This window comes from Streptomyces sp. NPDC087859 (assembly GCF_044742595.1).
Classification (GTDB): domain Bacteria; phylum Actinomycetota; class Actinomycetes; order Streptomycetales; family Streptomycetaceae; genus Streptomyces; species Streptomyces canus_F.
This window is the reverse complement of record NZ_JBIUUU010000002.1, coordinates 239322-252630: the sequence shown is the minus strand read 5'-3', so window position 1 is coordinate 252630 and position 13309 is coordinate 239322. Positions and strand designations below refer to the sequence as shown.

Below are 13309 nucleotides of genomic sequence, written 5' to 3'. Positions count from 1 at the left end.
TGAGACCGACTCAGATGTCGAGGAAGCGGACGTCCTTGGCATTGCGCTGGATGAACGCGCGGCGGGCCTCGACGTCCTCGCCCATCAGGACCGAGAACAGGTCGTCGGCCTGGGCGGCGTCGTCGAGGGTGACCTGGCCGAGGACGCGGTGCTCCTGGTCCATGGTCGTCACGCGCAGCTCCTCGGCGTTCATCTCGCCGAGACCCTTGAAGCGCTGGATCGAGTCCTCGCGCACGCGCTTGCCGCGCTGGCGCCCCATCTCGAGCAGCGCGTCGCGCTCGCGGTCCGAGTACGCGTACTCGATGTCGTCCCGGCCCCACTTGATCTTGTACAGCGGGGGACGGGAGAGGTACACGTGCCCGGCCTCGACCAGCGGCCGCATGAAGCGGAACAGGAAGGTCAGCAGCAGGGTGCTGATGTGCTGTCCGTCGACGTCGGCGTCCGCCATCAGGATGATCTTGTGATAGCGGAGCTTCTCGATGTCGAAGTCCTCGTGCACACCCGTGCCGAAGGCCGAGATCAGCGCCTGGATCTCCTGGTTCTGCAGGATCTTGTCGATCCGCGCCTTCTCGACGTTGAGGATCTTGCCTCGGATCGGGAGGATCGCCTGGTACTGCGGGTTTCGGCCGGACTTGGCCGAGCCGCCGGCGGAGTCACCCTCGACGATGAAGATCTCGCACTTGGTCGGGTCGTTCGACTGGCAGTCCGAGAGCTTGCCCGGCAGCGACGCCGACTCCAGCAGGCCCTTACGACGCGTCAGGTCACGCGCCTTGCGGGCCGCCACGCGCGCGGTGGCCGCCTGGATGCCCTTGCGGATGATGTCCGCGGCCTCGACCGGGTTGCGGTCCAGCCAGTCGTTGAGGTGCTCGTAGACGGCCTTCTGCACGAAGGTCTTCGCCTCCGTGTTGCCCAGCTTGGTCTTCGTCTGGCCCTCGAACTGCGGCTCGCTCAGCTTGATCGAGATGATCGCGGTCAGACCCTCGCGGATGTCGTCACCCGTGAGGTTGTCGTCCTTCTCCCGCAGCAGCTTCTTGTCGCGCGCGTACTTGTTGATCAGGTTCGTGAGCGCCGCGCGGAAGCCCTCTTCGTGCGTACCGCCCTCATGCGTGTGGATGATGTTGGCGAACGAGTACACACCCTCGGTGTAGCCGCCGTTCCACTGCATCGCGACCTCGAGCGAGAGGTGGCGCTCCTTGTCCTCGGCCTCGAGGTCGATGATGGACGGGTGAACCGCCTCTCCCTTGCGGGAGTTGAGGTACTTCACGAAGTCGACGATGCCGCCCTCGTAGTGGTACGAGACGGTCTTGACCTCGTGCTTCTCGTCCTCGCCCGCCTCGTCCGCACCGGCGGTGGCCTTCGCCGACTCGCGCTCGTCCGTGAGGTTGATGGTCAGGCCCTTGTTGAGGAAGGCCATCTCCTGGAAGCGCCTCGAGAGCGTCTCGAAGGAGTACACGGTGGTCTCGAAGATGTCGGGGTCGGCCCAGAACGTGACCGAGGTGCCGGTCTCGTCGGTGGCCTCGTGCCGCTCGAGCGGAGCGGTGGGTGCGCCCGCCTTGTACTCCTGCGTCCAGCGGTAGCCGTCGGTCTTGATCTCCACGGCCAGCTTGAACGAGAGCGCGTTCACGACGGAGACGCCGACGCCGTGCAGACCACCGGAGACGGCGTAGCCGCCGCCGCCGAACTTGCCGCCCGCGTGCAGCACGGTGAGGACGACCTCGACGGCCGGCTTCTTCTCGACGGGGTGGATGCCCACCGGGATGCCACGGCCGTTGTCGATCACGCGCACGGCGCCGTCGGCGAGGATCGTGACGTCGATGGTGTCCGCGTGCCCGGCCAGCGCCTCGTCGACCGAGTTGTCGACGACCTCCTGCACCAGGTGGTGCAGGCCGCGCTCGCCGGTCGAGCCGATGTACATACCGGGTCGCTTGCGGACCGCGTCCAGACCCTCGAGGACGGTGATGGCGCTGGCGTCGTACGAGGCGGTGACCTCGCCGTGCGCTCCGACGCCGGTGGACGGGATGTTCTCGTTGGGGTTGCCGGAATCGGCCACGAAGCGCCCTTTCTGGCACAGCACGAGCCAGGCTCGTCGGCGGTTTGCCGGAGCGGCTGCGGCATGTTGCGTTGGTAAGCCTTGTTCAGCGTTGTTCACCTTGTCCCGGCGGTCCCCACGAGTGGGGCGGGATTAGCTTCCAGTCTACCGGTAGCGCCGACAGTGATGGGGGTTTGCGGGTACCTGAGTCCGCATGTGCCGCCCTAAATCCTCCTCCTCCGGGTCCCCATATACGGAGCAGGGCTCCAAGAGGCTCACGGAGGCACTCAGCGCTTCGGGCTGTCAACCCTTGGCTACTTGGGAGTCAGGTCGCTGTTCGCAACCGCGTGGGGTCCTGCGACACGAAGGCCGCCGACGGTCCTTCGCAGCCGTCGACGGCCTTGGATGTGATGTCTGTCACCCGCAGGTTTGCCGGTCACCCGTAGGTGTCACCAGGGCCGGTGCTGCCCGGGGCGCGCAAGGGGCCATAGCGCCGCGGGGGCCCCGCGGGCCCCTGCACCTTGATGATCCGCACGGCCCCGTGCCCCAGATCCTCGTTGAGCCGGGCCACCAGCGTCGGCGCGAGCAGCCGCAGATTGGTCGCCCAGGCCGTGGAGTCGCAGCGCACGATCAGGACCCGCTCGTCCTCGTCGTATCGCTCCGGCTCGCAGTGCTTGGCCACGTCCTCGCCGACGATCTCCGGCCAGCGCCCCATCACCCCGCCCACCGCCGCCGGGGCCTCCCAGCCACGCTCGCTGATGAGCCGGTTGATCGCGGAGCCCAGCGCCATCGGGTCGCGCCCGTCGGCGCGCGCGCCGGAGCGCAGACCACCCCGCCGCGCCTGCTTCTTCTGCTGCGCCGCGTCCCCACGCGCGCGTGCCTGTTCTTTGGCCGCCCGGAGCGCCACGCGCGCGAGGTCGACGCCGGAGGGCTCAGGGCTCTTCTCGGGGGCGGGTTCCTGAGGGCTGCTCATACGCGCTCCACCACCCCTTCGGACACCGAGTACCGCGCCCCCAGCAGCAGATGCGGTACGTCGTCGTCGACCGCGGCCGTCACCAGCACCTGCTCACCGGGCGCCACCAACTCCGCCAGCCGCTCCCGGCGCCGGGTGTCCAGCTCGGCGAAGACGTCGTCGAGGATCAGCACGGGCTCATTGCCCTCCGCGCGGAGCAGGTCGTACGACGCCAGGCGCAACGCCAGCGCGTACGACCAGGACTCGCCGTGCGAGGCGTATCCCTTGGCGGGCAACTGACCGAGCTTGAGCAGCACATCGTCCCGATGAGGGCCTACGAGGGTGACGCCCCGCTCGATCTCCTGCTTGCGGGCGTCCGCGAGCGCCGCCATCAGCTGCGCGTAGAGGTCCTCGCGGGTGTGGGCCTCGCCCGGCGCGGACGGCTTGTACTCCAGGGCGATCGGACCGCCGCCGGGGGCCAGCTGCTCGTACGCCTTGTCGGACAGCGGCTGGATCGCGGCGATCAGGTCGAGCCGCTGGGCGAGCAACTCGGCGCCCACGCGCGCGAGGTGCTGGTCCCACACGTCGAGCGTGGACAGGTCCATGGTGCGGCCGCCGTGCCGTCGGGCGAGCGCCGCGGACTTCAGCAGGGTGTTGCGCTGCTTGAGGACCCGCTCGTAGTCGGAGCGCACGCCGGCCATGCGCGGGGAGCGCGCGGTGATCAGCTCGTCGAGGAAACGGCGCCGCTCACCGGGGTCGCCCTTGACCAGCGCGAGGTCCTCCGGCGCGAACAGCACGGTCCGTACGATGCCGAGCACGTCACGCGGCCTGACCTGCGAGGACCTGTTGATCCGGGCGCGGTTGGACTTGCCCGGGTTCAGCTCCAGCTCGATCAGCTGCTGTCGCTCGCCCTGCTTGACCTGCGCCCGGATCACCGCGCGGTCGGCGCCCATGCGGACCAGGGGCGCGTCGGAGGAGACGCGGTGGCTGCCGAGAGTGGCGAGATAGCCGACCGCCTCGACCAGGTTCGTCTTGCCCTGCCCGTTGGGGCCGACGAAAGCCGTGACGCCCGGGTCGAGCGGAACTTCGACCCGGGCGTACGAGCGGAAGTCGGCCAGCGACAGATGCGTGACGTGCATGGTCGGGCGCCGACCTCCCCCAGCTTGTGGACTGCGCCGTGCGTCCTGTGGATCGCGACGCAGCCCTGTGGATTACTTCTTCTCGACCGCGTGGCCACCGAACTGGTTGCGCAGCGCCGCGATCATCTTCATCTGCGGCGAGTCGTCCTGACGGGACGCGAACCGCGCGAACAGGGACGCGGTGATCGCCGGAAGCGGTACCGCGTTGTCGATGGCGGCCTCCACGGTCCACCGGCCCTCGCCGGAGTCCTGTGCGTAACCGCGCAGCTTGTCCAGGTGCTCGTCCTCGTCGAGGGCGTTGACCGCGAGGTCCAGCAGCCAGGAGCGGATGACGGTGCCCTCCTGCCAGGAGCGGAAGACCTCCCGGACGTCCGTCACGGAGTCGACCTTCTCCAGGAGCTCCCAGCCCTCGGCGTAGGCCTGCATCATCGCGTACTCGATGCCGTTGTGGACCATCTTCGAGAAGTGGCCCGCGCCCACCTTGCCGGCGTGCACGGCGCCGAAGTCGCCCTCGGGCTTGAGCGCGTCGAAGACCGGCTGCACCTTGGCGATGTTCTCGGCGTCGCCGCCGTACATCAGCGCATAGCCGTTCTCCAGGCCCCACACACCGCCGGAGACGCCGCAGTCGACGAAGCCGATGCCCTTGGCCGCGAGCTCCTCGGCGTGCTTCTCGTCGTCCGTCCAGCGGGAGTTGCCGCCGTCCACCACGACGTCACCGGGCTCCAGGAGCTCGGCCAGCTCGTCGACCGTCGACTGGGTCGCGGCACCGGCCGGGACCATCACCCAGACCACGCGCGGGCCGTTGAGCCTGCCCACAAGCTCTTCCAGGCTGTGGACGTCGGCGAGGTCCGGGTTGCGGTCGTATCCGATGACGGTGTGGCCTGCGCGGCGGATCCGCTCGCGCATGTTGCCGCCCATCTTGCCGAGGCCGACGAGACCGAGCTCCATCAGTTGTTCCTTAGGTTGCTGTGGCGTGTGAGGCACCTTCGTACCCACGTCCGAGCCTAAACCCGGACGCTCACGCACACCTGTGGGCATACCCGCTCAAACGTATGCCCCGACCTGCGGGTTCTCTGAAGGGTCAGCCGCTGAGCCGTACCGGCATGATCAGGTACTTGTAGGCCTCGTCCGCCTCGGCGTCCAGCGCCGGCTTGCCGCTGAGCAGCGCGGGCTTCGTGGACGTCGTGAAGGAGAGCTGGGCGACCGGGGAGTCGATGGCGCTCAGGCCGTCCAGCAGGAAGGTCGGGTTGAAGGCGATCGACACGTCGTCGCCCTCCAGCTGGGCGTCGACCCTCTCCACAGCCTGTGCGTCGTCGCTGGAACCCGCCTCCAGGATGAGCACGCCCTGCTCGAAGCTCAGCCGCACCGGGGTGTTGCGCTCGGCGACCAGGGCCACACGCTTGACGGCCTCCACGAAGGGGGCGGTCTCGATCACGGCGATGGAGTTGAACTCCGTCGGGAACAGCGAGCGGTACTTCGGGAGGTCGCCCTCCAGGAGGCGGGTCGTCGTGCGACGCCCGGCACCCTCGAAGCCGATCAGGCCCTCGCCCGCACCCGAGCCGGACAGCGCCAGGGTGACGCTGTCGCCGCTCGTGAGCGCCTTGGCGGTGTCCAGGAGCGTCTTGGCGGGCACCAGGGCCACCGCGGACGCCTCGGGGTTCTCCGGCTTCCACAGGAACTCGCGGACCGCGAAGCGGTAGCGGTCGGTGGAGGCCAGCGTGACGGTGTCGCCCTCGATCTCGATGCGCACACCGGTCAGGACGGGCAGCGTGTCGTCGCGGCCGGCGGCGATGGCGACCTGCGCGGCGGCGGAGGCGAAGACCTCACCCGGGACGGTGCCGGTCGCGGTCGGCATCTGCGGCAGCGCCGGGTACTCCTCCACAGGCAGGGTGTGGAGGGTGAAGCGCGAGGAGCCGCAGACCACGGTCGCCCGTACACCGTCTGTGGAAATCTCCACCGGCCGGTTGGGGAGCGCGCGGCAGATGTCGGCGAGAAGCCGGCCGGACACCAGGACCGTGCCCTCCTCCTCGACCTCGGCCTCCACGGACACCCGTGCCGAGACCTCGTAGTCGAAGCTGGACAGGCTCAGCTGGCCCTCCTCGGCCTTCAGCAGAAGGCCGGCGAGGACAGGCGCCGGCGGACGGGCCGGGAGGCTGCGTGCCGCCCAGGCCACTGCCTCCGCGAGTACGTCGCGTTCCACCCGGATCTTCACTGTTGCCGCCTCCTGCTGTTGCCGGCGCTTCGCTCTGCCTGGCCCTCGTCGTCTGACTCGGTGTCGTCAGCCCCGGTGAGGGGAAGGACACCGGGGAACAGTCTGACGCACCCCACTGACAGTAGGTGCCTCTCGGGGTCAAGTCGTGACGAGGGGCAGCCGGGAGCCGGACAGCGAGTTGTGCACAGGGCCCACTTCGAAACGGATTCCCAGCTCTCTCTAGTTGGGAGTAGTAGTAGGGGCTGTGGAAACGGTGGATAACTGCGTTTGCGCAGGTCACACCGGAAATTTTGTCCACTGACCCTGTGGGCGGAGGCGGTGGACAACCGGCCTCATCTGTGGAGAACAGAAAGTTCTGCACATCCCGTGCACAGCCTGAGGCGACTTCTCCCCAACGCCGTCCCCAGCTTTACCCACGTTTCCCACAGGCCAACCCGGCACCTTCGTGTGACGCCTTTCACTCGACCCGGTGAGCAGCCGCGGCGGGTTGCCGAACAGTGGACAGCGGTGTGGAGAAACTGGTGATCGCTGGGGACAACGCACCTCAGCCTGTGGGTTGCCGGTGGACAACTTCGTGCACAGCCTGTGGATCTTTTCTCTGTCCACAGCCTGTGGAGATCCTTCGTCCACGAATCCACAACCAGGTGACCTGCCCTGATGGTCTTTCAAGACGGGCGCCTGTGGACACAGTCTGGACAACTTCCCAGTCCCCAGGGTGTGGACGGGAAAAAGTCACCGAATCTGTGGAGAGAGGCCGTAACCCGGCAGCTATTCGAACACCGGGCTACGACGTCATGAAGAAGGGCGCCCTCGAGAACTCGTCCCGGGGCGCCCTCAGCGGGTGTCTCTGCGGCCGTCAGCCGTTCTTGATGCGGTTCGTGAGCTCCGTGACCTGGTTGTAGATGGAGCGCCGCTCGGCCATCAGATTGCGGATCTTGCGGTCCGCGTGCATGACCGTCGTGTGGTCGCGGCCGCCGAACAGCGCGCCGATCTTCGGCAGCGAGAGGTCCGTCAGCTCCCGGCACAGGTACATGGCGATCTGGCGGGCGGTCACGAGTGCGCGGCCGCGTGAGGTGCCGCACAGGTCCTCGACGGTGAGGCCGAAGTAGTCGGCGGTCGCGCTCATGATGGCCGTCGACGTGATCTCCGGCGCCCCGTCGTCGCCGCCGGGGATGAGGTCCTTGAGGACGATCTCGGTCAGGCCCAGGTCCACCGGCTGCCGGTTGAGCGACGCGAAAGCCGTCACCCGGATCAGCGCCCCCTCCAGCTCGCGGATGTTGCGCGAGATGCGGGAGGCGATGAACTCCAGGACCTCCGGCGGGGCGTTGAGCTGCTCCTGGACCGCCTTCTTGCGGAGGATCGCGATACGCGTCTCCAGCTCCGGAGGCTGGACGTCGGTGATCAGACCCCACTCGAAACGGTTCCGCAGCCGGTCCTCCAGCGTGACCAGCTGCTTGGGCGGCCGGTCACTGGAGAGCACGATCTGCTTGTTGGCGTTGTGGAGCGTGTTGAACGTGTGGAAGAACTCCTCCTGCGTCGACTCCTTGTCCGCGAGGAACTGGATGTCGTCGACGAGCAGGATGTCCATCTCGCGGTACCGCTTGCGGAAGCTGTCGCCCTTTCCGTCGCGGATGGAGTTGATGAACTCGTTGGTGAACTCCTCCGAGCTCACATACCGCACACGCGTGCCGGGATAGAGACTGCGGGCGTAGTGCCCGATCGCGTGCAGCAGGTGCGTCTTGCCGAGCCCGGACTCCCCATAGATGAAGAGGGGGTTGTACGCCTTCGCCGGTGCCTCGGCGACGGCCACCGCGGCAGCGTGCGCGAAGCGGTTGGAGGCGCCGATGACGAAGGTGTCGAAGAGGTACTTCGGGTTCAGGCGCGCCGTCGGCTCACCCGGGCCTGCCGCGGGTGCGGGCTTCGCGGCCAGCGGGCCCGGGGCGCCACCGGACCCGGACACCGCCGGCCCGCCGCGGTGCATGTGTCCGCCGCCGGAGGGCGGCTCGGGAAGGTCGCGGCGCGGGCCCGGCTGGTCGTAGTCGGAGGAGCGGCGCTGCTGGTCGTAGTCCGGCCGCTGGTCCTCGTAGGGGGGCCGCTGCTGGTCGTAGTCGGGGCGCTGGCCGTCGTAGGGCGGGCGGTCCATCGGCTGCGGGCGGTAGTCCTGCGACGGTGAGGAGTAGGAGTCCTGGGAGTACGACTCCTGCGACGGCGGGGTCGCGTACGGGTCGCGCTCGGGGAAGCCGAGGCGCTGCTGCTGCCAGCTGTACTCGTCCTGCTGCGGGCGCGGCCAGGCGCCGGGTTCGGGGCGTTGGTACTCGTTCGGGTAGGCGGGACGCGCGGTGGGCAGCTGGTCGTTCTGCTCGGGCCGGCCCGGCCGCCGGTCGTCGGCGCGGTGGCGGCCGTAGCCCTCGTACTGCCTGTCGGTCTGGCCGTCGTACTGGTTGGAGGGGAGCTCGGGCTCTTCGTAGCGCGGCTGCGGGCGGGCGGCCGGAGGGGCCGGGGGCTCGCCGGCGGAGTCGTCGACGGTGATCGCGATGCGGATCGGGCGGCCGCACTCGCGGCTCAGCGTCTCGCTGACGATCGGCGCGAGACGGCCTTCGAGTACGCCCTTCGCGAATTCGTTCGGTACGGCGAGCAGGGCGGTGTCGGCGACCAGCGCGAGGGGCTGGCAGCGGCGGATCCAGTGCTCGTCCTTCGTCTCGACCCCCTGCCCACGGCTCCCGTCGAGGAGCTGCTCCAGTACTCGTGGCCACACTGCGGCAAGATCGGCAGGTACGTCAGCCACAGGGCACGCTCTCTCACGGGGTCCCACGATCGTGTGGTGGTGGGACGAGTCGGGATTCAAAGGGGGTGGGGCACAGACATGGGAACGAATCGGAGTTCAGCCACGGTAGTCAGGGCGACGGGTGCGGTTCAAGTTGTTGTCCCCAGCCTGTGGATAGTGTCTCCTGGTGACCTCTGGTTTGACCGGATGGCGTAGCCGCGCGTACCGTAACCAGGTCGAGTTGTCGATGGCTGCTGCCGCCTGCCTCCGATGGGCACAGATCGCGTCAGGTGATCGGGAAGCGGTGCACTCGGGCGTAAGCGAGAGCTACTCGTGGGCGCACGGTGACAGCCAGGACGGCACCCGCCACCACCGATTGATTTCTGGAGCCCCCGAGTGAGCAAGCGCACCTTCCAGCCGAACAACCGTCGTCGCGCGAAGACCCACGGCTTCCGCCTGCGGATGCGTACCCGTGCCGGTCGCGCGATTCTCGCGAACCGCCGTGGCAAGGGTCGCGCCAGCCTGTCCGCCTGATCCTGATCAGGTCATGACGTCGTGCTGCCTACCGAGCATCGGCTGAGGCGGCGCGAGGACTTCGCGACCGCGGTACGACGGGGGCGCCGGGCAGGCCGCCCGTCCCTCGTCATCCATCTTCGTAGCGGTGTCACGGACCCGCACGCGCCTGGGGAGAGCGCTCCCCCGACGCGTGCGGGTTTCGTCGTGAGCAAGGCCGTGGGCGGTGCGGTGGTCCGCAACAAGGTGAAGCGCAGACTGCGGCATCTGATGCGCGACCGGGTCGAGCTGTTTCCCCCCGGTAGCCTGGTAGTCGTACGAGCGCTGCCCGGTGCGGGTGACGCCGACCATGCACAGCTGGCCCGAGACCTGGATGCCGCCATTGAGCGGCTGCTGGGAGGGGGCGCGCGATGAAGTACCCGCTGCTGGCTCTGATCAAGCTGTACCAGTGGACGATCAGTCCGCTGCTGGGGCCTGTCTGCAAGTACTACCCGTCGTGCTCCCACTACGGCTATACGGCCATAGACCGGCACGGTGCGATCAAGGGCACGGCGCTCACCGCCTGGCGCATCCTGCGGTGCAATCCGTGGTCACTGGGCGGTGTGGACCATGTGCCGCCCCGCAAGCGCCCGCGGTGGCACGAATTTCTGCGTAACGCCTGGCGTGCACGCAAGGGCGGGCCCTCCGCCGCCGAAACGGCCATTGAAGGACAGACTCCTTCGAGCCCGGCCGCAGAGACACCGTCCCATGCCCAAGGAGCATGATTAGTGGACACGATTGCCAGCCTCTTCAGCTTCATCACGACACCTGTCTCCTGGGTCATCGTCCAGTTCCACAAGGTGTACGGCGCCATTTTCGGGCCTGACACCGGGTGGGCCTGGGGCCTGTCGATCGTGTCCCTGGTGATCCTGATCCGTATCTGCCTGATCCCGCTCTTCGTGAAGCAGATCAAGGCGACCCGGGCGATGCAGACGCTGCAGCCCGAGATGAAGAAGATCCAGGAGCGCTACAAGAACGACAAGCAGCGCCAGTCCGAAGAGATGATGAAGCTCTACAAGGAGACGGGCACCAACCCGCTCTCCTCGTGTCTTCCCATCCTGGCGCAGTCGCCGTTCTTCTTCGCGCTGTACCACGTGCTCAATGCCATCGCGAACAACGACACCATCGGCTCGATCAACCAGAGCCTGCTGGACAGCGCGCAGAAGGCGCACATCTTCGGTGCCCCCCTGGCCGCGAAGTTCACCGACAGCGCCTCGGACGTCGCCGCGCTCGACGCCTCGCTGACCACGGTCCGCATCGTGACCGCGGTCATGATCGTGATGATGTCGGCGTCGCAGTTCTACACGCAGCGCCAGCTGATGACGAAGAACGTCGACACCACGGTGAAGACGCCGTTCATGCAGCAGCAGAAGATGCTGATGTACGTCTTCCCGGTCATGTTCGCCGTCTTCGGCATCAACTTCCCCGTCGGTGTCCTCGTCTACTGGCTGACCACCAACGTGTGGACCATGGGCCAGCAGATGTACGTCATCCACAACAACCCGACCCCGGGTTCCAAGGCCCAGGCCGCATACCTGGAGCGCCTGACCAAGCACGTCACCAACCACGGCAAGACGCGCAGCCGTGGTGAGAAGGCCATCGTCAAGGCCATCGTGGCCAAGGGCCGCGACCGCAACGAGTTCGAGCGCAAGTTCATCAACGCTCTGAGCAAGACGGGCCTCGTGGCCCAGGCGGACGGCACCGTGGTGAAGGGCGAGGCCCAGGCCGCCGCCGAGACCGAGGACGGTACGCCGACGACCGGCGGTACTCCCAAGCGTCAGCAGCCGAAGCGGCAGAGCAAGTCGCAGCGGCAGTCCGGTGGTGCTTCAGGTGCCCCGAAGGCGGCCGACGAGCCCACGTCGCTCAGGAAGTCCGACGAGCCCACGTCGCTCAGGAAGTCCGATGAGCCCGAGGACGCCAAGCCTGCCGCTCCGGCCAAGAAGCAGCCCGGCGGCAATACCCGCAGCAAGGCCCAGTCCGGACAGCGCAAGGGTCCGCAGCGGCCCAAGTCCCCGTCCAAGAAGTAAGAAGGAGTCCATCCCGTGACGGAAGGCACCACCTCCGCTGCTGCCGAGGGTGTAGACACTCTGTCCCGCCTGGAGCAGGAGGGCGAGATCGCGGCGGACTATCTCGAGGGTCTGCTCGACATCGCCGATCTCGACGGCGACATCGACATGGACGTCGAGGCCGACCGTGCCGCTGTGTCCATCATCAGCGACTCGGGCGGCCGCGACCTGCAGAAGCTGGTCGGCCGCGACGGCGAGGTGTTGGAGGCGCTCCAGGAGCTCACGCGCCTGGCCGTGCACCGGGAGACCGGGGACCGCAGCCGGCTGATGCTGGACATCGCGGGCTACCGCGCCAAGAAGCGTGCCGAGCTCTCCGAGCTGGGTGCCAAGGCCGCCGCCGAGGTCAAGAGCACGGGTGAGCCCGTGAAGATGCAGCCGATGACGCCGTTCGAGCGCAAGGTCGTGCACGACGCCGTCAAGGCTTCCGGTCTGCGCAGCGAGTCCGAGGGCGAGGAGCCGCAGCGCTTCGTCGTTGTGCTTCCCGCCTGATCGGTCCGTACGTTCCTCCGGCCCCGTCTGTAGCGCAGACGGGGCCGAACTTTGTCAGCCTGATAGTTCTGGTGGATGTGGTGATCGGCGCCGCGTGCGCCCATCGCGGTACGGAAGGACGGTCCCCGTGACGGAGGCAGCGGAGCTCCCCCCTGCGCCCGAGCAGGCGCGCACGGTGTTTGGTGATCGCTACGCGGACGCGGTCCGGTACGCGGAGCTGCTCGCTGAGGCAGGCGTGCAGCGCGGTCTGATCGGGCCGCGTGAGGTGCCCCGGCTGTGGGAGCGGCACCTGTTGAACTGCGCGGTGCTCTCGGAGGTCGTTCCCGAGGGCGTGACGGTCTGCGACGTGGGCTCGGGTGCCGGCCTCCCCGGCATTCCCCTGGCGCTCGTCCGGGAGGACCTGAAGATCACGCTGCTGGAGCCCCTGCTGCGGCGTACGACCTTCCTGACCGAGGTCGTGGAGTTGCTGGGCCTGGACCATGTCACGGTCATGCGAGGGCGTGCCGAGGAGGTCATGGGCAAGCTGCCGCCGGTGCACGTGGTGACGGCGCGTGCCGTGGCCCCGCTGGACCGCTTGGCCGCCTGGGGCATTCCTCTGCTGCGCCCGTACGGCGAGATGCTCGCGCTCAAGGGCGACACAGCGGAGGAGGAGCTCAAGGCGGCGGGCACGGCTCTGAGTAAGCTGGGCGCTGTGGAGACCTCGGTCCTGCATGTCGGGGAGGGCGTGGTGGATCCGCCGTCCACGGTGGTGCGGGTCGAGGTCGGTGAGAGTCCTGGCGGTGTGCGCTTCGCGGCGAAGCGAGCCAAGGCGGCTCGTACGGGACGGACCCGTAGGCGTCGAGGATAGGTGCCGGGGAGGATCATCGGGGACGGCCGGAGTCGGCGACGTCGACGGCCTCACTGATCCGTCCTGACGACGAGACGTACTCCACACAAGCTGTCAAACGTACGCATGCCGGAGTGTCGCGACACTTCGGGCTCTGCTGCTGTGCATCGTGTTTCACGTGAAACGTCGCTCACTGCTGCACGGCATCATCAGCCGTGGTCGCGCCGCGGCCGAACCGCGTGACCGGAAGCCTCTCGGGTCTCTCGGAGAGGTAACGGAG

At 68.0% G+C, this 13309-nt stretch carries 12 protein-coding genes; 6 read left to right on the top strand and 6 right to left on the bottom strand.

Features of this window, described 5'->3' with window-relative positions; genetic code table 11:
- Positions 1-10 precede the first annotated feature (10 nt).
- From gyrB to dnaA, 6 genes are all read right to left on the bottom strand, one after another.
- A complete protein-coding gene (gene gyrB, locus ACIOHP_RS05040) occupies positions 11-2050 on the bottom strand; it encodes a DNA topoisomerase (ATP-hydrolyzing) subunit B (protein WP_361483837.1) in 2040 nt (679 codons plus the stop codon).
- A 415-nt stretch (positions 2051-2465) separates the two neighbouring features.
- Complete coding sequence (locus tag ACIOHP_RS05035) at positions 2466-3002, bottom strand: DciA family protein (RefSeq protein WP_361552629.1); 537 nt, start codon at positions 3000-3002, stop codon at positions 2466-2468.
- Positions 2999-4120, bottom strand: coding sequence for a DNA replication/repair protein RecF (gene recF, locus ACIOHP_RS05030; protein WP_401883514.1), 1122 nt, complete (start codon positions 4118-4120; stop codon positions 2999-3001). The genes ACIOHP_RS05035 and recF overlap by 4 nt, the downstream gene beginning before the upstream one ends.
- A gap of 72 nt (positions 4121-4192) precedes the next feature.
- Positions 4193-5068 carry a phosphogluconate dehydrogenase (NAD(+)-dependent, decarboxylating) gene (gene gnd, locus ACIOHP_RS05025; protein ID WP_401883512.1) on the bottom strand — a complete coding sequence of 292 codons (876 nt, stop codon included), beginning with the start codon at positions 5066-5068 and terminating at the stop codon, positions 4193-4195.
- Positions 5069-5201: 133 nt separating this feature from the next.
- The gene (gene dnaN / locus ACIOHP_RS05020; RefSeq protein WP_067436160.1) at positions 5202-6332 is read right to left on the bottom strand and encodes a DNA polymerase III subunit beta; all 1131 of its coding nucleotides are present in this window, start codon (positions 6330-6332) and stop codon (positions 5202-5204) included.
- A gap of 856 nt (positions 6333-7188) precedes the next feature.
- On the bottom strand, positions 7189-9117 hold the full coding sequence (gene dnaA, locus ACIOHP_RS05015) for a chromosomal replication initiator protein DnaA (protein WP_401883510.1): 1929 nt from the start codon (positions 9115-9117) through the stop codon (positions 7189-7191).
- A gap of 375 nt (positions 9118-9492) precedes the next feature.
- Between dnaA and rpmH the strand changes: the two genes are divergently transcribed.
- The 6 genes from rpmH (at position 9493) to rsmG (ending at position 13050) form a co-directional block, all read left to right on the top strand.
- Complete coding sequence (rpmH, locus tag ACIOHP_RS05010; protein WP_006381191.1) at positions 9493-9630, top strand: 50S ribosomal protein L34; 138 nt, start codon at positions 9493-9495, stop codon at positions 9628-9630.
- A 21-nt stretch (positions 9631-9651) separates the two neighbouring features.
- Positions 9652-10023 carry a ribonuclease P protein component gene (gene rnpA, locus ACIOHP_RS05005; protein ID WP_307028486.1) on the top strand — a complete coding sequence of 124 codons (372 nt, stop codon included), beginning with the start codon at positions 9652-9654 and terminating at the stop codon, positions 10021-10023.
- Positions 10020-10373 carry a membrane protein insertion efficiency factor YidD gene (gene yidD, locus ACIOHP_RS05000; RefSeq protein ID WP_266890082.1) on the top strand — a complete coding sequence of 118 codons (354 nt, stop codon included), beginning with the start codon at positions 10020-10022 and terminating at the stop codon, positions 10371-10373. Before rnpA ends, yidD begins: the two co-directional genes overlap by 4 nt.
- A gap of 3 nt (positions 10374-10376) precedes the next feature.
- Entirely contained in the window at positions 10377-11675 is a 1299-nt protein-coding gene (gene yidC / locus ACIOHP_RS04995) for a membrane protein insertase YidC (protein WP_401883507.1), read from the top strand.
- Between the two features lie 15 nt (positions 11676-11690).
- A complete protein-coding gene (locus ACIOHP_RS04990) occupies positions 11691-12203 on the top strand; it encodes a R3H domain-containing nucleic acid-binding protein (protein ID WP_361552641.1) in 513 nt (170 codons plus the stop codon).
- A 127-nt stretch (positions 12204-12330) separates the two neighbouring features.
- On the top strand, positions 12331-13050 hold the full coding sequence (rsmG, locus tag ACIOHP_RS04985; protein WP_401883505.1) for a 16S rRNA (guanine(527)-N(7))-methyltransferase RsmG: 720 nt from the start codon (positions 12331-12333) through the stop codon (positions 13048-13050).
- The last annotated feature ends 259 nt before the right edge of the window (positions 13051-13309 follow it).